At 33.5% G+C, this 26416-nt stretch carries 23 protein-coding genes; 21 read left to right on the forward strand and 2 right to left on the reverse strand.

Going from position 1 to position 26416, the window contains the following annotated elements:
* Positions 1-8: 8 nt before the first annotated feature.
* The 8 genes from NXG61_RS07930 to NXG61_RS07965 are packed head-to-tail and all read left to right on the forward strand — an operon-like array spanning position 9 to position 10264.
* Complete coding sequence (locus NXG61_RS07930; protein WP_307225396.1) at positions 9-1046, forward strand: mannose-1-phosphate guanylyltransferase; 1038 nt, start codon at positions 9-11, stop codon at positions 1044-1046.
* Between the two features lie 10 nt (positions 1047-1056).
* A complete protein-coding gene (locus NXG61_RS07935) occupies positions 1057-2181 on the forward strand; it encodes a glycosyltransferase family 4 protein (protein WP_307225397.1) in 1125 nt (374 codons plus the stop codon).
* Between the two features lie 13 nt (positions 2182-2194).
* The gene (locus NXG61_RS07940; RefSeq protein ID WP_307225398.1) at positions 2195-2965 is read left to right on the forward strand and encodes an ABC transporter permease; all 771 of its coding nucleotides are present in this window, start codon (positions 2195-2197) and stop codon (positions 2963-2965) included.
* Positions 2958-3740, forward strand: coding sequence for an ABC transporter ATP-binding protein (locus NXG61_RS07945; protein WP_307225399.1), 783 nt, complete (start codon positions 2958-2960; stop codon positions 3738-3740). Before NXG61_RS07940 ends, NXG61_RS07945 begins: the two co-directional genes overlap by 8 nt.
* A complete protein-coding gene (locus NXG61_RS07950) occupies positions 3733-5496 on the forward strand; it encodes a phenylacetate--CoA ligase family protein (protein ID WP_307225400.1) in 1764 nt (587 codons plus the stop codon). Before NXG61_RS07945 ends, NXG61_RS07950 begins: the two co-directional genes overlap by 8 nt.
* A gap of 1 nt (position 5497) precedes the next feature.
* On the forward strand, positions 5498-7612 hold the full coding sequence (locus NXG61_RS07955; protein ID WP_307225401.1) for a glycosyltransferase: 2115 nt from the start codon (positions 5498-5500) through the stop codon (positions 7610-7612).
* Between the two features lie 8 nt (positions 7613-7620).
* Positions 7621-9300 (forward strand): glycosyltransferase, encoded by a 1680-nt coding sequence (locus NXG61_RS07960; RefSeq protein ID WP_307225402.1) that lies wholly within the window; start codon positions 7621-7623, stop codon positions 9298-9300.
* The gene (locus NXG61_RS07965) at positions 9284-10264 is read left to right on the forward strand and encodes a glycosyltransferase (RefSeq protein ID WP_307225403.1); all 981 of its coding nucleotides are present in this window, start codon (positions 9284-9286) and stop codon (positions 10262-10264) included. The genes NXG61_RS07960 and NXG61_RS07965 overlap by 17 nt, the downstream gene beginning before the upstream one ends.
* Positions 10265-10427: 163 nt before the next feature.
* Here NXG61_RS07965 and NXG61_RS07970 read toward each other — a convergent pair whose 3' ends face one another.
* The gene (locus NXG61_RS07970; protein ID WP_432748900.1) at positions 10428-11468 is read right to left on the reverse strand and encodes an IS6 family transposase; all 1041 of its coding nucleotides are present in this window, start codon (positions 11466-11468) and stop codon (positions 10428-10430) included.
* 156 nt (positions 11469-11624) lie between these two features.
* Between NXG61_RS07970 and NXG61_RS07975 the strand changes: the two genes are divergently transcribed.
* Together NXG61_RS07975 and NXG61_RS07980 are read left to right on the forward strand one after the other, a co-directional pair.
* On the forward strand, positions 11625-13178 hold the full coding sequence (locus tag NXG61_RS07975; RefSeq protein ID WP_307222494.1) for a radical SAM protein: 1554 nt from the start codon (positions 11625-11627) through the stop codon (positions 13176-13178).
* A gap of 22 nt (positions 13179-13200) precedes the next feature.
* Positions 13201-14736, forward strand: a complete 1536-nt coding sequence (locus NXG61_RS07980; protein ID WP_432748901.1) for a hypothetical protein — start codon at positions 13201-13203, stop codon at positions 14734-14736.
* Positions 14737-14764: 28 nt separating this feature from the next.
* Here NXG61_RS07980 and NXG61_RS07985 read toward each other — a convergent pair whose 3' ends face one another.
* A complete protein-coding gene (locus NXG61_RS07985; RefSeq protein WP_307222490.1) occupies positions 14765-15931 on the reverse strand; it encodes a glycosyltransferase in 1167 nt (388 codons plus the stop codon).
* A gap of 55 nt (positions 15932-15986) precedes the next feature.
* Between NXG61_RS07985 and NXG61_RS07990 the strand changes: the two genes are divergently transcribed.
* From NXG61_RS07990 to cobC, 11 genes are all read left to right on the forward strand, one after another.
* Entirely contained in the window at positions 15987-18233 is a 2247-nt protein-coding gene (locus NXG61_RS07990; RefSeq protein ID WP_432748902.1) for a hypothetical protein, read from the forward strand.
* 15 nt (positions 18234-18248) lie between these two features.
* Positions 18249-19121 carry a decaprenyl-phosphate phosphoribosyltransferase gene (locus NXG61_RS07995; protein ID WP_307222486.1) on the forward strand — a complete coding sequence of 291 codons (873 nt, stop codon included), beginning with the start codon at positions 18249-18251 and terminating at the stop codon, positions 19119-19121.
* A gap of 15 nt (positions 19122-19136) precedes the next feature.
* On the forward strand, positions 19137-19502 hold the full coding sequence (locus tag NXG61_RS08000) for an EamA family transporter (protein ID WP_307222485.1): 366 nt from the start codon (positions 19137-19139) through the stop codon (positions 19500-19502).
* A gap of 11 nt (positions 19503-19513) precedes the next feature.
* Positions 19514-20491: an NAD-dependent epimerase/dehydratase family protein gene (locus NXG61_RS08005; protein WP_307222483.1), complete on the forward strand. Its 978-nt coding sequence runs from the start codon at positions 19514-19516 to the stop codon at positions 20489-20491.
* A gap of 1 nt (position 20492) precedes the next feature.
* Entirely contained in the window at positions 20493-20903 is a 411-nt protein-coding gene (locus NXG61_RS08010) for a divergent PAP2 family protein (protein ID WP_432748903.1), read from the forward strand.
* Position 20904: 1 nt separating this feature from the next.
* Positions 20905-21879 (forward strand): lysylphosphatidylglycerol synthase transmembrane domain-containing protein, encoded by a 975-nt coding sequence (locus tag NXG61_RS08015; RefSeq protein WP_307222481.1) that lies wholly within the window; start codon positions 20905-20907, stop codon positions 21877-21879.
* Positions 21880-21912: 33 nt separating this feature from the next.
* Entirely contained in the window at positions 21913-22782 is an 870-nt protein-coding gene (rfbA, locus tag NXG61_RS08020; protein WP_307222479.1) for a glucose-1-phosphate thymidylyltransferase RfbA, read from the forward strand.
* Between the two features lie 201 nt (positions 22783-22983).
* Positions 22984-23505 (forward strand): hypothetical protein, encoded by a 522-nt coding sequence (locus NXG61_RS08025; RefSeq protein WP_307222477.1) that lies wholly within the window; start codon positions 22984-22986, stop codon positions 23503-23505.
* Between the two features lie 151 nt (positions 23506-23656).
* The gene (locus NXG61_RS08030; protein WP_307222475.1) at positions 23657-25141 is read left to right on the forward strand and encodes a PAS domain-containing sensor histidine kinase; all 1485 of its coding nucleotides are present in this window, start codon (positions 23657-23659) and stop codon (positions 25139-25141) included.
* A complete protein-coding gene (locus NXG61_RS08035) occupies positions 25113-25682 on the forward strand; it encodes an ANTAR domain-containing response regulator (protein WP_196603728.1) in 570 nt (189 codons plus the stop codon). The genes NXG61_RS08030 and NXG61_RS08035 overlap by 29 nt, the downstream gene beginning before the upstream one ends.
* Before the next feature lie 10 nt (positions 25683-25692).
* Positions 25693-26349 carry an alpha-ribazole phosphatase gene (gene cobC, locus NXG61_RS08040; protein WP_307222472.1) on the forward strand — a complete coding sequence of 219 codons (657 nt, stop codon included), beginning with the start codon at positions 25693-25695 and terminating at the stop codon, positions 26347-26349.
* The last annotated feature ends 67 nt before the right edge of the window (positions 26350-26416 follow it).

Below are 26416 nucleotides of genomic sequence, written 5' to 3' on the forward strand. Positions count from 1 at the left end.
AATTTTTGATGAAAATAATAATTCTTGCAGGGGGTAATGGGACGCGATTATTTCCACTTTCCTGCGATAGAAAACCAAAGCAATTTTTAAAAATAGATACAAAAATGTCATTATTAGCGGAAACGATAAACCGATTTCGTGAAATTGTAGCACCTGAAGATATAATAATTGTTACCGGTAATAAATATGTTAATATGATAGAAAAAGAGTTAGCAACATATAATATGGGCAGCATACATATTATATCAGAGCCGATGAGAAGAAATACTGCACCCGCAATAGGATTGGCTGTGAAATACTGTAGGGAAATTTTAAGATGTTCTGAAGATGAGGTTTTATTTGTATCTACATCGGATCATATTATAAGACCTAAGGATTTGTTTAACAGGGCAGTATTGAAAGCGGTTGAATTTGCTGCCAGGGGCAAATTTGTTACTTTTGGCGTACAACCAAACAAGCCAGAAACTGGATTTGGGTATATTGAAGTTGGTAATGATTTAAATGGAGCTTATATTACTAAAGCTTTTAAGGAAAAACCAGATGCAGTAACTGCTGAGAAGTATTTATTAAGTGGTAGATTTTACTGGAATTCTGGCATGTTTGCATTTACTTGCGGTACATATTTAAAGGAACTTTTTCAATATGCACCCAAAATAGCAAGGTTATTAAAAACTGATTATGCTCAAGTAGTCAAGAATTTTGTGGATATGCCTGATATTTCTGTTGATTATGCAGTTGCTGAAAAATCACGAATAGGAGTTACCATACCATTATCATTATATTGGAGTGATGTTGGTTCGTGGGATTCAGTTTATGATGTATTAAATAAAGATGAAAACGGCAATGTGATAAAGGGAAATGCAGTCACTATAAATTGTAAAAATAATTTGTTCTTTAGTAAAAAATATGTAATAGCTGGAATAGATATCAATGATACAATAATTGTCGAAAATGAAAATGTAATATTAGTGTCTAAACGTGGTGAAACACAGAAAGTAAAAAAGATAGTAGAAAAAATAAGAGATAATAAATATAATTATAAATAGGTGTGATTTTATGAGAATCGCTGTAGTCTGTGATTGGCTGGTTGTGTATGCAGGAGCAGAGCGCGTATTGGAAGAAATATTAAACATTTATCCAGATGCAGATTTGTTTTGTGTGGTTGACTTTCTTGAAGAGAGCCAGCGTGGATTTATAAAAAATAAGAAAACTCATTCTACGTTTGTTCAAAAGTTACCAATGGCCAAATCAAAATATAGATATTATTTACCTTTTATGCCAATAGCAATAGAGCAACTGGATGTTTCAGAATATGATATAGTGATTTCTTCATCTCATGCTGTGGCTAAAGGTATATTGACAGGACCGGGACAGTTACACGTATGCTATGTACACACCCCTATAAGATATGCATGGGATTTACAGCATGAATATCTAAAAGATGCTAATTTAACAAAGGGGATAAAGAGCTGGATTACACGAATAGTTTTACATTATATAAGAATGTGGGATTATAGGACTGCTAATGGCGTAGATTATTTTGTAGCAAATTCTAATTTTATAGCTGAAAGAGTAAAAAAAATATACAATAGAAAATCGGAAGTAATATATCCACCAATTGATATAAATAAATTTGAAGTAAGAAATACTAAAGAAGATTTTTATTTGACTGTATCCAGAATGGTGTCATATAAAAAAATTAATCTCATAGTAGAGGCTTTTAACGGAATGCCTAATAAAAAATTAGTCGTTATAGGTGATGGACCAGAATATAAGAATATTAAGGATATGTGTGGACCTAATATCATACTAATGGGATATCAGATTGATGACGTTTTACATGAATATATGAAAAATGCTAAAGCTTTTATTTTTGCGGCACGAGAAGATTTTGGTATAGTTATGGTCGAAGCCCAAGCATGTGGTACACCTGTTATTGCATATGGAAAAGGCGGCGCGTTGGAAATAGTAAAAAATGGCAGAGATAACACGGCTGCTACAGGTTCTTTTTTTTATGAACAGTCGGCTGATAGTATTAGAAAAGCGATAAATACTTTTGAAAATATTGAAGAGTCATCTATAACAGCAAATAATTGCAGAAAGAATGCAGAAAAATTTTCAGTTGATATATTCAGATGTAAATTTAAGGAATTTGTTGATGAATGTTTCAACAACATATAGAAAAGGGATATGAATGTTAAAAAATAGAACTAATTATTATTTGGATTTAATAAAAGTTTTAGTTATAAAAGAATTGAAAGTTCGCTATAAAAATACAATAGGTGGCTACTTATGGTCGGTAGCAAATCCATTGGTTTTTGCACTAACCTTTTTTATTGCTTTTAGACATACTTTAAAAGTGGACGTTGATAATTATATATTATATCTATTGGCGGGATTGTTCCCCTGGCAATTTTTTGCTAATGCTGTGAATCAGGCTCCGAGTATGTTTTTATCTAATGCGTGTTTGATAAAAAAAGTTATATTTCCACGCTATTTGTTAATAATAGGACTAGTAGGTAATCATGCAGTTCATTTTTTTTGTACATTTCCAATAATGCTGGGATTAATGTTATTTTTTAAAACATATCCTACAATTGAAGTTTTACCGGGAGTGATAATGTTGTTTATTAGTCAGACAGTATTGATTGTCGGACTATCCCTATTTTTGTCCACCTTAAATCTATTTTTTCGTGATATGGAAAATTTGACAATGGTAATATGTAATTTGTTATTTTATCTGTCTCCAGTATTGTACAAACTTGATATGATCCCAGCAGAATATCAAACAATAATATGGCTTAATCCTATGACTGTAATGGTCGAATTGTGGCATGAAATTTTATTGAATAGTTATTTTAATGTGACGCTATTTACGTATTCATCTATGTATAATATTGGGATATTTTTATTGGGTATAATTGTTTACAATAAAATGGAAAAGAGGTTTGCAGAGGTTGTTTAAAGATGATATAGCTATTGAATTTGTGAATGTAACAAAAAAATATATTATAAATAATGCTTTTCAACAAGGCATAAAAGGCTTTATATTAAATATGCTTAAACCATCTTATCATAGAAGTAATATATATACTGCTATTACAGATATGAATTTTTGTGTTAAAAAGGGGGAGAGCTTTGGCTTAATTGGTAAAAATGGAGCAGGTAAGAGTACTACTTTAGGTCTTATTGCGAGGGTTCTTTATCCCACTGTAGGAAAGATAACGGTAAATGGTCGTGTTGCACCTCTGTTAGAATTGGGAGCAGGTTTTCATACAGATTTAACGGGCAGGGAAAATGCCATGATAAATGGTGTTTTATTAGGATTGACAATAGACGAAGTAAAAGAAAAAATGGATAAAATAATAAATTTTTCAGGATTAGGGCATTTTATTGATTTACCAGTACGGACATATTCTACAGGAATGCTTGTAAGATTGGGATTTTCTGTGGCTATAAATACAAATCCAGATATTCTATTAGTCGATGAAGTATTAGCGGTAGGAGATGCTGAATTCCAAGAAAAATGTATTAATGCTATGCAAAATTTTAAGAAACAAGGAGTAACTATCGTTTTTGTTAGTCACGCATTGAAGGCTGCAGAGATAATATGTGATCGTATAGCATATATTGATAATCATAAAATAATAGGAATAGGGACACCACATGAGATGATGGAAATATATATGAAGGAACATGGTAATTATTCTTCCAATAAAGAGGACAAAAGGGATGCTTAATATTATACACAAGTGTATTTTTTATTTAGCAGAACTATTGGAGCATCGTAATATATCGTCTTTTTCTGAAATTTTATGTGAAAATGAAAAGAGAGAACAGGAAGATATATCGCGTGAGCAAGTACAAAAAATAAGAGAAATGTTAATATATGCATATACCTATATCCCTTATTATAAAAACTTATTTGACTCAATTGATTTCAAACCAGGACAATTTATAAAAATAAATGATTTGAAAAAAATTCCATACTTGACGAAAGATATTATTAAAAATAATGAAAAACTATTTATTAACAAAGATAATAACAAAAAAATAATAGCAAGAAAAACAGGCGGTTCGACAGGAAGAAAATTAATTGTTTACTATGGACAACGGTCATTGGATATCACGGCAGCTGTTCATCAGCGTTGTATGGGGTGGTGTGGAAAACTTTTAGGAGAAAGGGAAATACATTTATCATCTAAGACAATTGAACAGAGAAAAATACCAATTAAAGATAGAAGAAAAGAACATTTTAAATGTTTGGCAATGAACAGAGAAAATGTATTTCTTGATATTTTTGATGATAAAAATATTAAAGATATTTTATATAAAATAAAATCTATGAAAGCTGTATTAATACAAGGATTCCCATCAATTGCATATAATTTAGCAAGTTTTGCTCAAGAAAATGACATAGATGTAAAAGGAACATTCAAATATTATGAATCTACTGGTGAAACTTTATATGACTTTCAACGGGAAAAAATAGAAAAGATTTTTGGATGTGAAGTTTATGACCGTTACGGGGATGCAGAGTTTGGTGTAATAGCGCACGAATGTGCAAATCATAATGGACTGCATATTATGGAAGACGTAGTATTTGTAGAATCTGAACCATCCAAAGAAATAGGTTCAATGGGTGAGATTATAGTGACGACACTAACTAATTATACAATGCCTCTCATACGGTATAAAACAGGAGATTTAGGAGAAATTTCTCAAGAAAATTGTTCATGTGGATTACCTTTCAGAAAGATAATAAATATGAGTGGCAGAATACACGACTTTTTGAAAATTGCCGATGGTAAGAATGTGTCTACTAGTTTTATACTAGACATATTAGATAAATATAATGGAATTAGGAATTTTCAAATTAGGTTAAAAGCTAATGTCCTTGAGTTTCTCGTCATTCCTGATGATAATTTCACATTAGACGTAATAAAAGCCATACAAGAAGAATTAAATATTAAGTTGGGTTTATTGGTGGATATTTATTTAATTGACAAACTGTATTTAACACCTATGGGAAAATATAGATATTTATTTCCGGAAGACATTGAATTGAGGAAAATATTATGCTTAGCTAGATATGAATATGGTAGTATATATAATAACAGTAGCAAGAATTCTTTTATTAAAATTAGTTCTATGCTTTGCATAGACGGATTTAATGAATTAGAAATAACGCCAGATAATAATTTTATATGGAGTAAATGTAATGCGAAAGTATGTTTTGAAGAAAAAAATCCTTATATAGAAATATTAAGTTCTGTAAATACTGATCAGGTATTGCAAATTTGTAATAATGATGGAGTAGTAAAGCAAAAGATAAATTTAAGTCGTGGGTGGGATAAGTATACTATAAATGCAAACAATGGTGAAATTATATTGCTAAAAATAAATCATCCAATATCAGCAGCAGAAAAAAAGGGAGATAAAAGAGAATTAGGAATAGGTTTTCGAGAAATATTAAACAATGATAGGGGAAAATAGAATGGATATTGGAATTGTAATACCTGAGTTAAAAAAATATGGTGGTGCAGAAAAATTACTTATTGAATGTCTGCGTCGCTGGCAATATGAACATAATATAACAGTGTACGCAATTGCTTTTAATGAAAAACTATTACATGAGCATCATGTTACTAAAATAAAAAAGAAGATATTAACATCATATTTTGATGGAAAACATAGTATGTTACTTAATAGTATATTATTGCCTAAAATTTGGGAGAAAGAAATTGGTAGACACGAAATATATCACACACATCTATGGCCGATGCATTTATTGAATCTTCACCCGGTGGTTTGGTATCCGCATGAACCATTGCGAGTAATAAATGATTTAAAATATGAACAACCTGTTGCTATGACGGCTCTCGAAACTAGCAGAAATATACATACATATCCTAAAACAACATATGATGCTGTGGATATTAAGGCATATATGGCATATCAAGCTGTGATAGCTGCTTTTGATAAGATTGGTAAACCAGATAAAATAATAGCCAATAGTAAATATACGGCAGGATATTTGAACAGAGTTTATGGAGTTGATAATGTTGGTGTTGTTTATCCGGGAATAAATAAGGAAGATTTTTTTTATCAACCACCAGATGAAAATATTATATTATGTGTGAATCAGCTTTGGCCACATAAAAGAGTCAATTTGATAATAGAAGCTATGCAATATGTGGAGAATTCACAGCTTTATATTGTAGGTAAAGGCCCAGAAGAAAAGAATTTGAAGGAACAGGCAAAAGAGTTAGGTTTGTCTGATAGAGTATTTTTTATGGGGAGTGTAAGTAATGAAGAACTAGCTATACTCTACGCTAGAGCGTTATGTTTGGCTTTTGCTTCAGTGAGAGAACCATTTGGGATTGTGGCACTTGAAGCTATGGCAGCAGGGAAGCCCCTCATAGCTGTGAATGAAGGCGGGTATTGTGAGGCTGTTGATAATAGTTGTGCATTTCTTATAGATGCGATGCCGCAAGCATTTGCTGAAAAAATAAATTACCTTATAGATAATAAAGATGTGGCAACTAAAATGGGATTAGCGGGGAAGGCAAAACTAGATAATTTTACTTGGCAAAAAACTGCAGACGGAATTATGGATGAAATAAAACGGGTTTATGCCGATAAAGTATCAAAACAGATGGAATTGCAAGACGAAAGTCTTCTAGTAGGAATTGAATATTATGTTTGGTATGGTAAGGGATTTGGTGCGTCTCATTGGAATGATAATAAGCAAACTGGAGTAGTAACACAAAAACCTTTACTAGGATATTATTCATCAGATAGTGGTGAAATAATTCGACGCCATTTGACTATGTTAGAAAAAAGTGGCATTGATTACGTGTCTGTGAATATTCACATAGATGAAAGAGGTATTGATGTTTATCAGTATAATGTTGTAGAACGTATTCTGGATATCATGGCAGATGATAATTATAAAATAAAACTCTGTTTGCAAATTTGTCCGTTTACTACTTCATCGGAGAAGTTGCTGAATAGCATAAAAAAACTTATTGAAAAATTTTTACAGTATAAAAGTTATCAGCAATATAAAAATAAACCACTTATGTATATTTTCTGGACAGGCAGCTTGGATGGTGATTATGATTTGCTCAATAAAATTAGGCATTTATTGAGCAATGTGTTAGTTATAGCTTCTAGTTTACGTCTTTATAACAAAACTGATGAATATAATAAAACATATGGTCTATTTGATGGTTGGTCATTATTTTCACCTTTGGAAGTAGCAAATGATGACGAAAAACGAAAAATTCTTATAAAGGATACATATCAGCAATATGAGGCAGGGAATAAACAAATAAAAGTATTTACTTGTTCGCCGGGGTATGACGACAGAGGATTAGAAGATCCGGGAAGAGAAAAAAATCATTTACGTTATATAGACAGAAAAAATGGTGACATTTTTAGAGATATGCTGCAAATGGCGCTGGAATGTTATCCAACACCAGATATAATTAAAATATCAACTTTTAATGAATATCATGAAAATACGCATACAGAGCCAACTGTTGCTGAAGGTGATTTATATATTAAATTATTGAGAAAATATATTTCTAAGTTAAAAAGAAAGTAGGGGCCATATTGAAAATAGAAAAGCCATTTGCAGTTATAAAAGATAAATATATATCACTAGATCAAAAAGATAGTTTTTCAATAGATTTATGTAATATGGATAAAGATCATTTCTTAGTGTTGGACACTTATCCCATAAAAAATCCTGCACATCCCCAACGACATCCAGGTTGGTTTAAATTTATGATTGACAATAATAAAAGATCTTTATCATTTAGGTTGAATTTTGTTAATGGAAAAATTCAATTTATGTCAGTTGATAAATTAGCAATTGCGGAATCTTGGCTTTCCAATGTAACTTATGAGGATAATATTTTTCCTTTGAATATAAGAGTAGTAATACGTAAAAAGATAAATAATGAAATAGTTTTTGAAACAACCCTTATATGTTATAAAAATTTAAATGATTATATTGAACATAAAACGTATTTTGAGTTACCACAAAATATAATAGAAGAATATCTGCCTGTGCGATTAATTATACCTGAGAAACTAAATGTATGTATTATTTTAAAAAATTTTTACGATAATGATGCAATTGGATATTTTGCTTGGGAAATGTATTCTTTATTGAAAAAACAAGGGATTAATGCTGAATTATATGCTGTGAATTGTGATGATAAATTTAGGTCTTTTACTCATCATGTTACAGATTTGTTAACAGATGAAAATTTATCAATTGATAAAACAATATTTATTTATAACTATTCAATAAAAGATGACTATTTAGAAGATATTTTAGACATGCCATATAAGAAGATAGCATATTTTCATGGGATAACTAACCCACAAAGTCTGAGAGTTTTTGATGCCGAATTAGCTGAGGAATGCAAGTCAGGATTAGATGAATTGTATAAAATCAACGGGTTTGATTTTATTATGGTGAATTCGAGGCATACTAAAGATGTATATTCAAAAAACTTAAAAAAATATAATGAGAGTTTGTCTATACTCAATGAAAGTCAAACAAATGATGCTGGTGGTAAAATAAAAACTGTAAATGAAAAAGTAGATACCGATCTGGAGAAAATTAAAATTATACCACCCGTATTAATTAGCGAAGCATTGTGGAATAACACTCAAAGTGATGGACAGTTTGGTAAAAGTTTATCTGCAATGGGAGATGTACTTTTGTTTGTTGGAAGAATGTTTCCTCATAAAAAAATAGAAGATCTTTTAAATGTATTTCATGAATTACTAAAAATAAACCCAAATGCAATTTTGGCCTTAGTAGGAGGAATGCATAATAGCTACCAAAAATACTTAAAGTATAAAATTGACCAACTAACTGAGACAGAAAAAGAAAGGATTTTATTTTTGCAGCAGATATCAAGAAACCAACTTAAAGCGGCTTATCAGGCATCAAAAGTATTTATTACACTCAGTGATGATGAAGGATTTTGCGTACCAATATTGGAAGCAATGCGCTTTCACGTACCTATTGTAGCAAAGAAAGTCTCTACTAGTGCTGCTGATGAATTATTAAAGGATGCGGGCAAATTAGCTGCAGATAATGATGCTGTTAGTATAGCAGAAGAAGTGAATAAACTTATGAAAAGTAATAAGTATAGGGAAAAAATAGTATCATATCAAGATAAGAGATTGGTTGAGTTCTCTGATGAAAAATTGTCTATAAATTTTATAGACTCATTATTAGGGGTATATTATAAGAATGAAAATATTGATTAATACTTATCAGGCTGCTTTTATAACACCGGGGGGCGGAGAGGTACAATTGATGAAAACCTATCAGGCACTGCAAAAAATTGGTGTTGATGTAAGTTTATTTGACCAATGGAATCCACGGCTTTCTGAATATGATATTATACATTATTTTTCTGTTTTTGGTGGAAGTCTTTATTTTTGCCAATTAGTAAAAAATGCTGGTAAGAAATTAGCAGTATCACCGGTAATATGGCTTGATGATATGAGTAAATATCCTATTGATGAAATAAGAGCAATTTTAGAGTTGGCTGATATAATATTGCCTAATTCACAAATGGAAGCAGATATGTTGGCAAATAAATTAGAATTACCAGAGGACAAATTTATGCCAGTCTATAATGCTGTGCAACCAGAAGTATTCAAGAATATAGATAAAACATTATTTAAAGAAAAATATGGTTTTGATAAATATATTTTGAATGTAGCTAATATTGAGCAACGTAAAAATCAGGTTACACTTATTGATGCTGTGCAGGGGATTGACATACCTTTGGTAATAATCGGATATGTACGCGATGAAAAATACTTTGAAGAATGTAAAAAACATATTGGTACTGCAAAAGTGCACTTCATATCTCCTTTTGTACACAACTCTCCAGAGTTGCTTTCAGCCTATGCAGGTGCTGAGCTATTTGTATTACCGAGCATTTTAGAAACTCCAGGATTAGCAGCTTTAGAGGCGGCTGCTGCTGGATGTGAAAAGATAGTTATAACAGAAACTGGTTCAACAAGAGAATATTTTGGAGATTTTGCCGTATATATTAACGATGTCACAAATCCAGATTGTATAAAAAAATGCGTGAGTTATGGGATTGATAAAGTGGAATGGAAGAATAAGATATTGAGTCGAGTTATTAAAGAAAAGTTTTCTTGGAAAAATACAGCTAAAAAAACAGAAGATGCCTATAATAGATTATGGATACCTTAAAAAATAGGAATCGTAATTTTTATTGTTTAGGTAGAATTGAAAAAATTGTTCAAAAATCAAATTTGAAATACGGATTTTGTGATTTGTTAGGTTTTAATTACGGATATTGTTAGGCTTTGTAAAGTAAACATGAAAGATTAACAAACAGAAACAGCCAAATACTTCAAGCAACGAACAAAAGTTTGTGTTTACTTCTGGCAGAAAGATTCAGCCCTGCAACTTGTGCCGGAGTCAAACTGTTAAGAGCGGAATGAGGACGGACAAAATTGTAAAAAAAGAGAAAAACCGCGATAAGGTTGTTGGCGGAATTGAAAGAAGAAAATCCCTGTTTGGTTTTATACCATGCTTTGAACTGCTTGTTAAAGCATTCAATCAGGTTGTTGGTGATATCGTCACTGAAGCTGTGGACACGGATATGTTTGACATTCAGCACTGCTTTTACAGGAACTTTGTAGGCACTGTAACGGTCGGTTACAATGGCTCTGGGTTTGCCAAGGTGCTTAACGGAATTAAGCAGGGAAAAAGCCTGAGGACTATCCCGGTGTTTGGAAAGATGAAAGCCGAGGACAAAACGTGTTTCGCTGTCCACAATTAACCAAAGATAATATTTCATGCCACGGATTTTCACCACGGTTTCGTCCGCGTGCCATTCATCGGAGTCGAAATTGAGCGTTGGTATCAATTCAAGTGCAATGTTGTGAAACAAAGGGGCAAATTTTGTACACCAGTTGCTGATGGTGGTGTGAGAAAGCTGAATATTCATGACCGTACGCACAATAAGAGCAATATTGCGGAAAGAATTCTTGCCTAAATAAAACATTGACAATGCCGTCAGAATAACATGCATAGGATAACGCATTCGCTTGAAATTGGTTTTTCCTGACAATTTCGACATGGAAGGTGCTGTAATAGCAGCTTGTTTTGGGACAAAAAAGGAATGACCGCATTTCTTGTCACCACATTGGTAGTTTGAATAATATTTGTGTTCATGATGAAGAAACATGGCCTTCCCGCAGATAGGGCAAATTGGGTAAGAACGTATGCGTGGCCTTCCTGATTTGCCGGTTGTATTGGCATATGGTACAAATTGATGCCCGCATACACGGCAAAGATATTTTTGATTTCCATCTTTATCTTTGCCATAACGATAAAAGTTTTGATGATTGTTGCATTTTGGACAGCAAATCTGATATGATTTTGTCATGAGGACTCGTCTCCTTTCGGGAGGTACAGTGTTTGTGATAAAACTATTGTACCAGAAGGGCTGACGAGTCCTCAACTTTCATTTAACTTTACAATACGTATTGTTAGTGATTGTTTAGTAAATGAAAATATTGATGATAAAAGACTGCTAAGTGTGATGTTTGGTGAAGTTAGATTATTAAAAGATGATGAAATTCCTAATATTATTTATAAGGAAGGTTTTTATGCGCTGGAGACCGATCATATACGTCCGTTTCGTTGGATGAAAAATAATGCCAAGATTTTTGTAAATAAATATGATCATGTCAAACAATGGATTAAGTTCGAAGTTGGGTACACAAATAAAGTACCAGTTACATTAACTATTGATGGAAAGAAAAAATTTGAATTTAAAATATTAAATGGTTGGCAGAAAATAGGGATGCCCATAGAAAATTTAATTGAAAATGAAGGTTGGGTAAGTTTTCAATGTGATTATGTAGAAGATAATAAAAATGATGAACGAAATTTGAGTCTAATGATAGGAGAAATAAAAATTGAAGAGAAGGATGAACATACATATAATTCTTCGTTATTGGCACAAGAAGTATTTAAATTTTCCAGGGTGAAATCAAAACCAACATTTCTCACGTACGAAACAGTTGCAAGATGTAATTTAAAATGTGCAATGTGCGCTGTAGATGAATCCTTAAATAAATTTACTAATGACAGAAAAGATAATACAGAAAAAACAGAACCAATTTACAAAGAGTTAATTCCTTATTCGAATAAACTTCAATTACATGCGAGTGGTGAAGTTCTCATGGGAAATGATTTTTGGCGGGCATTGAATATTGCTGGTCCGTATTCCCAAAAACATTCCTTAGAGATAGAGATTTTTACAAATGGTTTATTATTAAATGCTCAAAATAGAAAAAAAATATTGGAAAGTGCATTAACCGATTTAGTGATATCAGTAGATGCAGCTACCAAGAAAACTTATAGGCGCATACGTGGTGGGAATTTCACAAAACTCTGCGAGAATATAAATAACTTAGTTCAAGAAAATAAAAAATACAATAATAAACTTAGAATAGCTATGGCGTGTGTATTGATGAGAGAAAATATAGAGGAACTGCCTGACTTTATAAAGCTAGCAAATGCATTAGGAGTAAAGACTGTGAGTTTCTGGCCATTATTTTCTACAGGAATAGATATGCCGATAAAACAACGTGGAGATTTTGTTTTTTATTATAAACAACAAATGCTGCTTTATTACCCCCATTTAACAACTAAAAAGATAGATGAAGGATATGAAACTGCTGAAAAATTGAATATTAGAGTAGGATTAACACCTTGTTTTCCTAAAGATTACAGTGGATTTAAACATGATGATATACCATATCCTATAGAATCAAGAGAATTTGATAAATATGCGACAAGGTATCAAGAAACCAATAATTATGATAAAAAATCATTGTCGGGTGAATATGTGGAAAGTTATAAAGAATGTTATTTACCGTGGAATACAGCTTTTATTACAACTGAAGGTAGATTTTCCCCGTGTTTGCTATTGACATACTTAGGTGGAATTGATAGCTTAGCCGGGAAAAATTTCGATGATGCTTGGAATAGTCCGTTAATGCAGGATTTAAGACAACATATAATAGAAGGTAAAATACATAAGCTATGTGATAAAGCGCAATGTATTTTTGTAAATAAAAAATTCTGAAATTCCTTGAAAGGAAAGCACATTGAATAAATTATGTATTGTGTATGATAGAAAAAATCAATATGCGGCACAAATAGTATATGCAGCCTGCATACGTTCCTTTACCAAAATGCAAGTGTGTCTGTTTTTTTATGAAGATGTTGATATGATTCCTAAACTGGCAATATTAATAGAACCTAATTTAGAATATATAAAAAAATTTATAAATAATATGTCTGGAAAATATGTAATATTAGGGAAACCAAACGAATACATAGCTGACTTATTTGCGTTAAAATTGACTGAGTATAAATACGATTATTTGATTATGAAGGGAGCTGAATCTGATAAAACAAATTTATTTGTTAAATATGTTTCTGATAAAAAATTAACAAATAAATGGTATTTTCTCAAAAGATATTTTTCCCGCTACGATTATGCAGACGAATGGAATAATAATGGTTATGGGGCAATAACTGTACTTCCGTCATATGATTTTTCAGTTTCATGTAAAACAGATAAATGCGAAGAATATTCTTTAGCATCAGTATTTAATGATAGTAATGATTTCCAAAGTGAGTACTTATGTTTAAAAGATTTATCGAAAAAATCAATTTTATGGATGAACAGGAAAGTAGGCCCAGTTGACAGTTTAGAATGGACGATAATTGAAGAATTTTTTGCTAATTATCGTTTAGAAAATTTACAATGCATACCATACGTAAAAGAAATTCCTGCTGGTTACCAAACTGCGGTCACTATGAGATTAGATTGCGATCAAGCGGTAACATCTGCAAAGAGACTATTTGAATTATATTGTGATAAGAAAATGCCTATTTCGCTGGCATTAGTTACGAATAATAACTTTTCATCAAGTGATTGGAATTTAATTAATGCTGTAACGGCAAATGGAGGTAGTCTTTTAAGCCATTCACAAAATCATTTTCCTGACTGGGGAGGGTGTTACACTGGAGCTTATATGGAAAGCTTGGGATCGAGGTTGTGGCTTGAAAAAAACGTTGGTAAAAAGAAAAATGGCTGGTTTGCTGTTTCACCTTTTCATAAAAATCCGCGATTTGCAGTTGATGCACTAATAGATAGTAAATATAGTGGTTTTGTTGGCGGGATTATTCATAATGATCCACAATATATGTTAGGAAGAAGTGGACAAGTTCCATTTATAAGCAAGAATTTTGTAGAACTAAGTCAGCAATGTATGTTGCATGGTGATTGTTATAATCGTTATAATAAGTCAATAAAGCCTTATATAGATTGTTTTGAAAGTTATTATATGGCAAATGGGATATTTGGATATCTTGATCATCCATCTTCAGAGACATATCAATATGGGTGGAATTCAGAAGCTGAACGAATAAGTGTACATAGTAAGTTATTGGATTATATAGGGCAATATGATAATGTGTGGAAATGCAATATAGAGGATGCATTATTATTTATTAAAGACAGAAATGAATTACAAATATATGTTGATAATAATAAAGTTAGACATAATAGTAATTCTAAAATTACAGGAAAGTCATTTGAGGTAGTTTTTAAGAATAAAAAAATTATTATATAAAGATATTATAAAAACTATATAAAGAAGATTATTTTGTGCGTTCTAATGTAGCGATTGTACGTAACATTTTTTGTGTGCGAATACTATAAGTGTATTGTTTAGCCAATAAAAGTCGTTTTTTTTGTAATAGTATGGAATCTTCGCCTATGGCTTTATCGACAAATGATATAAATTGGGCATTGGTTTTGGCGATATAACAATAATCCTTAAAATCATTTATTGCGGGTATGGCAGTGGAAACAACTGGTTTGGCTGCAGCAAGATATTCAAAAAATTTCATAGGAAACATATATTTTGTGTAAGTGTTTATGCAGCATGGAAGCATACATACGTCAAAAAAGGATAGATATTGCGGTAATTCAAGATAATTTTTAGCGCCTAATAAAAAAATGTTAGGATACTGTTCAAGGATAGATGCGTTAGTATGAGGATCACCTTCACCAATTTTTCCGATAAGAATGATATTATATTGTGGTCGTTGTTCGGCTAGCGATGCTATGAGAACAAAATTTTGTTTATATCCGCTTATAGCACCAATAAAGCCTATATTTTTTTTGTCAGTTGGTAAATCAGGAGGAATTTCAAATTTAGAAGTATAGGCTGTATTGAAATGATTAAAATCAGCTACATTGGGATAGTAAAAACAATTTTTGCTATATTGCTGTTTTTCTTTTAGTAATGATAAGGTTGTTACAAAAGTGATATCAACTTTTTTTAATAGATTTATTTCAGCTTCTTGTATTGTCTGTTTTGGCATACTCGGTTGTGCACTTATTTCATCAACACAGTGATAAATACTTTTACCGTTTTTTATATTATCAATAAGGTAACTTGTTAGAGGATTGTAGGTCCAGAGAATAATATTAGTAAAATTTAGTTTCTGGGCAGTGTGATTGATCATTTTTACTAAAATAAATTTATTTAACCAACGAACAATAGAATATTTCTGTAAAGGAATGCTAAAAGGGGACATAATCCAAATATTGTCATTTATCTTTTGAGTTCCAGAAAAAAGTTTAATTAATCTTTTGTATATGCGGCTTAAATCGGAAGCTGATGCGGTAGGAGTACGCATTCCGAGCGAATCAATATAAAGAACATGATGTCCCATGTCGGCAAGAGTTTTTGCAACATGCTGTTTATTTGTCCAGAATGGATTATCCCAGTCAGCGGTTGAAATGATTATGAAATACATAGAGATGCCTCCCGTTGTCTAATAAGTATTTTTTATAAAAAGGAAGATAAATAAAGTGTTACAGTATTTTATGCAAAAGATAAAAAATCAAAAGAAAACAATATGCAGTATTATTATTTTAACAGTTTTTGGAATAGGATATTTTTATTTTATAAGGGGGTATCGATTAGAGAATATTCCTTACATATTAATGCCTGATGGAGATGCTTATATTTTAGTTTATATTCCATTAAAAACCATGATGGAAAACAGTTGGCCTTATTTTTCAAATCGCTTAGGAACTCCCTTTGGAACTGAATTCATAGATTTCCCGGTCATGTATACTGATGCAATACATCTCTTTTGCTTAAAAGTATTAATGTATATTGTTCAGAATGAATTTTTGGCAGTGGGTATATACTATATTATATCAGGATTCATGATTCTTTATATATCATATATTGTTTTACGGCAAATGAAAATAGGATATCTTTTTTCGGTGTTGGGAGCAATAACTTATCTTATGGTTCCATATTTTATTGAGCGTATAGAACATTTTTGGCTATGCCTATATCAGTTTATTCCGTTGAGTATATTATTGTGCTATTGGTGTTATTATGATGACAGACTCTTCATTTTTAAAAAAGATGAATGGAAATATAAAAAAAATTTTATTATATTTATAATTACTGTTTTTATAAGTTTAACAGGAATAGCGTATTATCCTTTTTATACATGTATTATGTTAATAACCACTGGTCTTGTAAAATCCAGATTAAAGAGTATAAAAGCCATGCGTGCTAGCATAATAACAGTAATATTAGTGGGGGGGATATTTCTTGCTAATTTGTTCCCGCTATTTGTATATCAATATCAATTTGGAAAAAATGTTGATATTGCAAATAGACAGGCTTTTGAAAGTGAAGTTTACGGATTGAAGTTAGTGCAAATGATACTGCCAACATTTCCTAAAACTGATATCATGAAGGAAAAAGTTGGAGAATATAATAAAACGGCTCCTTTAGTGAATGAAAATGCTACAGCGGATCTTGGGTTAATAGGTGCTGTTGGTGAAATAATATTATTGCTATATTTATTTAAAATTAGAGATGCAGATAAAAATAAGATTTTTTTGTTTTCACGATTGAATGTGATATTATTTTTATGGGGCACAATAGGTGGATTGGCAACCATTTTTAGTTTATTTGTCACACCTGTCTATAGATCAAATAATAGAGTATCCATTTTTATAGCGTTTCTGGCAATTGCTACAATATGTTCATTAGGAAATGAAATTAAAGAAAATTATTTAAGGAGAAATAAAAAATTGGAGAAGGGATTTATTATTTTCTCTGTAGCTATTTTTTCATTTAGTATAGTAGCTCAAATGCAAAGAACAGATCCATCTGTGTATAAAAATGCAAAAAATGAAATGAAACAGGAACAGAAATTCTTTTCAGCAATAGAAACTTCTATGCCTAAAGGTGCAATGATATATCAAATGCCTTATTCTGCTTTCCCAGAAGTTCCTCCTCTTTTAAAGATGCCTGATTATGAAGCTCTATCAGGAATGTTGTATACTGAGAATCTAAAGTGGAGCTTTGGAGCGATGAAAGGACGCTATAACGATGAGTGGCAGAGAACAATAGCACAAATGCCCATTGAAGAAAAAATAAAAATATTATCTATTATAGGATTTAAAGGTATTTACATAGATTGTAGAGGATATTCTGATAAAGACCTATTGAAATTAAAAATGTCATTAGCGAGACTTTTGAAGGTAGAACCTATAAGAAATACTGATAATAATAAACTGTTTTATTCAATGTTGGACTTTGATAATCATTATCTTTCACAGTATTCAGCTTATGAAATTGAAAATTTAAAAAATATCCTGTTAAATCTAGAAATAGAGAAAAAAAATGATTTGTTTTCATCAAAAAATATTACAGAAAGTGGATTTTATAAAAAGGAAAAAAATGGAAATAGTAACTGGAGATGGATGTCTAATAAAGCAACAATGACGATATCTAGTAATGCATGGGTTGAACGAATTCAATTTAAGGCGTTTGCCACTGGAGATAAGGAATATTATTTAAAAGTTAGCATGAATGGGAATATTATAGCTGCATATAATATTAATAAAGATGGAACGCTTGTCTCGTTGAATTTACCATATGAGTATGGTAAGAAAAATATAGTTTTTGAAACGAATTCTCCCAGAATTGAAACTCAAGGGGATGATAGAAATATGCATGTGAAAATTAGAGATGAAAATATTAGCATTAACAACATAAATTTTGTAATTAGTGATTTAAAGTAATGGAGAAATCCTAACATGATAAAATTAATTCTAAAAGAAATGCGAATAAATCAATATACGAAAAATCTACTTGTTTTTGCTGCTCCGCTATTTGCAGGTAGAATTTTTAATGAAGCTATATTTTTGAAAAGCGTATTAATTTTTTTTGCGTTTTCTTTTACATCAAGCATAGTATATATTTTTAATGATATTATAGATAAAGATAAAGACAGTTTACATCCACAAAAATGTAAAAGACCTATTGCATCGAAACAATTATCAGTTCCTATGGCAGTTTTAGGACAAGTGATTCTTGTAATAATAATAATTTTTATTATTGTTTATGCGGGAAAATATTTAGCGCTGATTTTAAGTGTGTATGTTATTATAAATTTGCTATATTCGGTTATTTTAAAACATAAAGTAATTCTTGATATAATGTGCATAGCAATAGGTTTTGTTTTACGAGCATTCGCTGGTGTTATTGCAGTTTTTGAATCAGGAATGACAAATTGGTTCATACTGTGTGTGTTTATGTTATCGCTGTTTTTGGCATTATCTAAAAGACGACATGAGCTAGAGTTATTCAAATGTGAAAAGGAGAGACAACGTAAAGTTTTGCATTTTTATTCAATACCCTTAATTGATCAACTTATAACGATAGTCTCTGCGATGACAATAACATCGTATGCTTTATTTGCAACAGAACAGAATTCTGTGACGTATAGTCATTCTTATGGTATGATGATAACAATACCTTTAGTAGTATATGGTCTGTTTCGTTATCTGTACTTAGTGCATGTAAAAAATTTAGGTGGGGCACCAGAGGATGTTTTATTGCATGATAAACATATTTTAATGACTGTTATGTTATATGTTATATGTATTATTTTCGCAAGAAATTTTTGAAAAAGAGGAGATACAATGATAAATTTTATTATGATATTGATTGGAGTAATGCTAAATGCAGCTGCTCAATTATTTTTGAAAAAAGGAATGTTAGTAATAGGAAAAGTACAAATAAGTTTTGATTCGATAATAGTTGCATTGCCAAAGATATGTTTAAATTACCATATTTGGAGCGGATTAACCTGTTATGTGATAAGCGTATTGGTCTGGTTGGTGGTGTTATCAAGAGTAGAAGTCAGTTATGCTTATCCGTTTTTGAGTATAGGTTATATTGTGACGGCCTTTATTGGTTATTATTTCTTGGGTGAAAGTATGAATCTATATAAAATAAGTGGGATAATTGTTATTTGTTTAGGTATTTTATTACTTTATAAAGCATAATGGGAGAAACTATGAGTAAATATATTATTTTGGGTGGAGCCGGATTTTTAGGACATTATCTGGTGGAAAAATTGTCATCTGATAGTAAAATATTAGTCTGTGATATTAAAAATACATTAGTATCTACCTATGATAATTGTGATTTTTGTAAAATAGATATAACTAAAAAGGATGAAGTTGCCAAGATACCTTTTGGTGAAGATGATATAGTTATTCATTTAGCGGCTAATCAATATCATTCAAAGGTGCCGCGTGAAGGAAGAAAACAATTCTTTTGGGATGTAAATTATAAAGGTACGGAAAATGTACTAAACGCAATGAGAAGTAAAAAATGTCATAAATTGATTTACTTCAGTACAGATATGACTTATGGAAGACCTCAGTTTTTACCCGTAACAGTAAATCATCCACAAGTACCATTTGGACCCTATGGGGAAAGTAAAAAGGCTTCTGAAGATCTGTGCCGCGAATATCGAGAGCTGGGTTTTAATATAACTATCTTTCGGCCGAGAATGATTTTGGGTCCAGGACGTTTAGGGGTATTAAAAAAATTATTTAAATTGATAGAGTTAAATTTACCAGTGCCTATGATAGGTTCTGGTAAAAATTGTTACCAAATGATTTCTGTATTTGATTGTGTGACAGCCGTTATAAAATGTATTGATAAAGAAATACCTAACAAAGAATATAATCTTGGCTCTGATAATCCACCAACAGTGTATGGACTGTTAAAAGATTTAATACAAAATGTACATTCAAAATCTGTACTCATAAAGACGAATGGCTTTTTTATAAAGAAGTGTTTGGCTGTTTTGAGTCGGTTCAGGATAGAATTGCTTTATAAAGAGCAATATGAAATTGCTGATGAAAATTATATTGTTGATATAGAAAATGCAAAAAAGGAGCTGGAATGGGGACCACAGTATTCTGATGTGGATATGTTATATCAAGCATATAAGTATTATCAAAAAGAGAAGGCAGGAATTTAAGGTGAGATATATTATTATGCCTTTTTTGGCATGGTTTGTTTCGGGAACATGCAAATTTTGTATTAATTATTTACAATTTGGTAAGAAGGCACGCACTTTAGTTGGTTATGGTGGATTTCCTAGCACTCATACAACAATTATTTCGTCGGTAGTTTTCTTATGTGGATTCAATGAAGGATTTGATACATCTTTGTTTTCTTTGGGCTTAGGCGTTTTATTGGTCTTAATTATTGATGCACATGATTTGAGACGTAAAGTGGGACAGCAGGCAAAAATATTGAATTCTTTGCAAAAAATAAATGAAATTAAAACAAATATTTTGTTGAGGGAAAAAATGGGGCATTCTTGGTTAGAAATTATAGGTGGTATCCTCTTAGGTGCAGGTTTAGCTTTTATTATAAGTGGTGTTTAAAATGGATTCTTTTAATATTAGCGATTTACAGAAAAAAGTTATACTAGGTTTGCTATTAAGTTTAATAGTTTTTACAATTATTATATTTTTAGGTAATGTAAAAGAATTGATAAGAGTTTTTGAAACATCTAATAAAAAATATTTTTTATTAGCAACATTTTTTACCATACTTATTTATAGTGGTCGTTTTTTGAAATGGGATATATTTTTAATGGAGTTAAATATACATATACCATTAAAAAAAAATATCCCTATATTTTTGTCTGGATTATCAATGGGAATTACCCCAGGGAAAGTGGGGGAGGTCTTAAAATCTTATATTTTAAAAGAAAAATATAAGATAGATTTTTGTTTTACAGCACCAACAATTATAGGAGAAAGATTAACAGGTGTGTTAGGATGTTTTTGCCTTTTTTTATTGTCTATAATCATATTGGGAAAAGATGATGTTTATAGTTATTATATTTTGAGTATGGTTGTTTTAGTGGCTGGAACTGCAATTACATTTTTTAAATGTCAACAGTTTGCTAATTATATTTTTGAATCAATTGGTAAAATAAAATTTATAAATAAAAGAATACAATATGTTGAAAATTTTTATAATAGTGCAGTGAAAATTCTTGGATTAAAAATGATATTAATTGGGATATGTATCAGTATTTTTTATTGGTTAATGGAATGTTTTGTATTTTATAATGTGTTAAGGGCATTCAATGTGAATTTTGATTTTTCATTATGTGTCTTTATTTTGACTATATCTTCCATTGGTGGGGGACTTTCACTAATGCCTGGTAGTATTGGCATATTGGAAGGTGGGTTAATAGGATTACTAGTTTATCAAGGGCTAGATTATACATTAGCAAGTGAAATAACATTAATATATCGATTTTTTGCTATGTGGAGCGTTATTATGATTGGTGGAGTATTTTTAGTAATAAATATAGATAGTTTTAAGTTAAGGGGACATATTGAATAAATGTAATAGAGTTGAAAGGAGTAATTGTAAAGTTTGAAAAAAGGAATAATTTTAGCGGGCGGCTCGGGGACAAGGCTTTATCCGTTGACAGGAGCAATCAGCAAGCAGCTGATGCCCATATACGACAAGCTGATGATTTACTATCCATTGAGTACGCTGATGCTGGCGGGGATAAAGGATATTCTTATTATCACCACGCCGCATGATAATGAGCTTTTCCGGATTGTGCTCGGTGACGGCAGTCAATGGGGGATAAACATTTCTTTTGCTGTGCAGCCCAGTCCTGACGGATTGGCGCAGGCATTTATCATCGGTGAGGATTTTATCGGCAGTGACGGCTGTGTGTTGGTACTCGGCGATAATATATTTTATGGAGCGGATTTTGCTGCGCTGCTGCAGAGAGCGATCGCATATGAGGACGGGGCAACAGTTTTTGCTTACTATGTGAGCGATCCGGAACGTTATGGAGTGGTCGAATTTGACGCGGAGGGAAATGCCGTCAGTCTGGAGGAAAAGCCCGCACAACCAAGATCAAATTATGCCGTTACGGGGCTTTATTTTTACGATAATCGGATCGTCGATATAGCGAAACAAATCAAGCCTTCAAAACGCGGTGAACTGGAAATAACGGATATCAATAAAATATATTTGACTGACAGAAAGCTGCGCGTGGAAAAAATGAGGCGCGGTTACGCATGGCTTGATACAGGTACTCATGATTCGCTTTTACAGGCGGCTAATTTTGTGCAGACTGTTCAGGTGCGTCAGGGTTTAAAAATAGCCTGTCCGGAAGAGATAGCCTATCGCATGGGGTATATCAGCGCGGAACAGGTGCTCAGGCTCGCACAGCCCTTGTGTAAGAGTGAATACGGAAAATATCTGCTGCAGCTTGTGCGCGAATAATATATAAAATAAAAAGACCCGGCAGAGGAAAGATGCCGGGTTTTGTAAAAGTCAGATTATTTTGTTTACTGAAAAATATTATCATGTTATAATATGAGCTATAGCATGATAATATTGGATTTTTCTGTACTATTGTGGATATGTGGCAACTGGATACTATGTTGATATTATCAGCTGAATTTAGAGAAAGTTGGTAATAATATGGAAATTATCCGGGATAGGGATATCGCAGCCATTTTACCGCGTTATACTTCTTATGGCGACAGGACGGTTGTTATTGATGCTGCAGGGCGGGAATTCACATATTCTTTCAAGCCAAATACTATTTTAACAAAGATAGGTTCAAGGCGCTGCAAGGATGTGCATCTGCTGCGAACCTGGGCACGGGGATTTACCTATCAGCAGCTGTGGTTGCCGCTGGGCTTCAGCTGGGAGCTGGTGCTTATTCCTCTGCGCACCAGAGCGGCCAAGATAAACGGCGATGCTACTGTCAGTTATTTTAATTTTATCTATATAAATCATCTGGAGCAGAAGGACGGACAGGTCTGTATTGTCATGGAAAACGGTATGAGTTTTCCTGTACTTTGGGGACTCGGTACTGTGCGGAAGCATTTAAAGGATGCGATGCTGCTGCATTCTATGCTCACGCATGAACTGGATGACATGCTCTGGCTCAGGCTGCATCGGGCGGCAGGGCTTCATTCTGCATGCAGAAACAGGTGAACAGGATTTTTGCATAATATGAAACCAAAATGCTGAGGCTTGTATTTTTTCGGAAAATCGTTTATCATATAATTTATATTTCAATTCGGCAATGGGGCCTGAGCAATAAGTGTATTTTGCTCAGGCTCTATATTTTTGGACAGGTGATTATATGAACAGCAGGCTGCGCGGGCTTTGCCTGCAATTTACCGGCTTGACAGATAAAGACATAGAACAGCTGGAACAGGTGGAGGGACAGCTTCCCCTGTGGGCTGCTCTGGTGGATACGGATCTTTTTATAGATGCGCCTTTATCTTCGGGAAACGACAGCATTGTTCTGGCGTGGGCATGTGAAAATAAGAAAAAATCTCTTTATCGCAAGAGCGTAGTGGGGGAGATAGCTACTGCCGGACATGAGCCGGCTGTTTATCAGGCTCTTTTTGCGGATGCGCGTGTAGTTGACACAAGAGGCGTGAGCCAGGAGGGTGTGCCTATTTCCCAGACCGTAACGCCGATAAAAAACAGGGCTGGGAAAAATATAGGTGTGCTCATCATGGAAAAAGATATTTCGCGTGAGCTGCGCCAGCAAAAGCAAGTGTTGTTTTTGACTCAGACCGCCGATCATTTGAGTCAGACGCTGATGTCGCTCACGACAACAGGCTGCGGCTGGGATGAATGGCTCGGCAGCGGTATTTTTGTACTTGATCCGCTGGGGCAGATAACGTATGCGAATAAGCAGGCTATGACTCTGGGGGAAAATCTCTGGCAGAAAAAAGAAGTGATGGGAGAAAATCTGCGGGAGTTTTTAAAATATGCCTCTCTGCAGGATATGGTGACTGCGCTCAAGACACCGCAGAATTTTCAATACGCGGCCGCGAGTTTTCTGCTGCGGGCGCATCCTTTGGTGGCGCACAGTGATCTGAGCGGCTGTGTAGTATCCATACAGGATATTACGGAGCTCCGCCGCAAGGAAAAACAGCTTGATATGCAAAGCATAATGATAGCTGAGATAAATCACCGAGTAAAAAATACGCTGCAAAATGTTATTTCGCTGCTGCATATGCAGATACGGCGCACGAAGGAAAAAGGGGTCAGAGAGGAATTTCTGAGCTGTATCAACAGGATATTAGCTATAGCCAAGGTGTATGAAGTATTCACCTATCAATCGCGGGATCTGGTGAATCTGCGAGAGCTCGCGGCATATATTATGGAGAAAATTATTGAGAGCAGCACTTTGCCGCAAAATACAATGCGCGGCACTGTCGACGGACCGGAGGTTTTTATACATGCCAGACAGGCCGTGCCGGTGGCTTTGGTGCTTAATGAACTTATATCAAATGCGGTAAAGCATGGTTTCTGCGGACAGGAGAAAGCTGCCCAGATAAATATATGTTTGGGCAAAAATGGTGATCTGGCACATATAAAGGTCCGGAACAGCGGCAAACTGCTTACGGCTGTTCCGGCTGTGCCGGCGGGCAGAAGAGAAAGTCTGGGGCTTTATCTGGTAAGGCTTTTTGTTTGTGAGCAGTTGAAGGGATCATTTTCTTTATATAATAAGGATGAATGCGTAGTTGCGGATATTTCTTTTCCGCTGTGGGGATTAAGCAGTGCTGAGGGGGAGAATACGGATGAAATCGTTGTCCATTTTGGTGGCTGAGGATGAAGTAATGATTCGCACGGATATAGAAGAAGCACTTGAGGACAGCGGACATGTGATCTGCGGCAGCTGCGGTGACGGAAAAACGGCGGTTGATCTTGCCAGACAGTTTCAGCCGCAGCTTGCAGTGATGGATATAGCCATGCCGGGCATAGATGGTCTGGAAGCTGCAAGTGCCATGCACTCCATGGGGATACCCGTGGTTATCGTTACGGCAAACAGTCAGGCCGGGTTTTTGCAGAGAGCCGAAAATGTGCATGTTTACGGTTATATAATCAAACCGATTTCTGAGCAGAATCTTTTGGCAACTGTACAGATTGCCTACGCCCGCTGGCAGGAATTTGTGAAAACGATATCTGAACTAAAGCAGACAAGACAAATATTGCAAGATCAGAAAACGATAGGCAGAGCCAGATCAATAATACAGGATCGTTTCGGCATTTCTGCACAGGAAGCGCACAGACGCCTTGTCCAAATGGCGATGAAAAAGCAGATGACTTTGGCGGTTGCAGCGGAAAAAGTGATCACACAGGCAAAATAAGAGGGGTGCTGTGGCTTATATACAGGGGAAAATAACGGTGACAAAAATAATACTTGTCCGTCATGGACAAACAGAATGGAATGCGCAAAAACGGTTTTATGGCTGGACGGATATCGGTCTGTCGGCAAAAGGAGGAAAGCAGGCCCGTCTGTTGGCCGAGAATTTTCCCGAACGGCAGGTGGATCTCATATACTCCAGTGATCTGACGCGTGCCAGTGATACGGCTGCATATATAGGAAAGCAGTTCAGCTGTGAGGTGAGGACCGATCGGCAGCTGCGCGAAATCAATTTTGGTAAGTGGGAAGGACTGCTCTATGATGAGATATTGGCGAAATGGCCCGAGGAGATGCGGGTTTTTTTGTCACGCCCCGATATGCTGAAAATACCTGATGGAGAAACTTTCTCTCAGGTGCAGAAGAGGGCTGTTGCAAGAATAAGTGAGATCGCCGATGCCAATGCGGGAAAGAATATAGTGGCGGTCACACATGGCGCATTTATAAATGTGTTGCTTGCAGCATCACTGCGTATACCGCTGCGGCATCTTTGGTCCTTACAGCAGGAAAATACTTCTGTCAATATTCTTTACTACCGTGAGGGTAGCTGGCAGGTCGAACTGGTGAACGGAACAGCGCATCTTGGAATTGATGAAATGGCAAATACACACTGAGGATATGCCTTCTCAAGACCTGATCTGAAAATAATAAGCACTGTCATGAATAAGTTATATTTTTGAC

It is taken from the genome of Pectinatus haikarae (genome assembly GCF_050916305.1).
Lineage (GTDB): Bacteria > Bacillota > Negativicutes > Selenomonadales > Selenomonadaceae > Pectinatus > Pectinatus haikarae.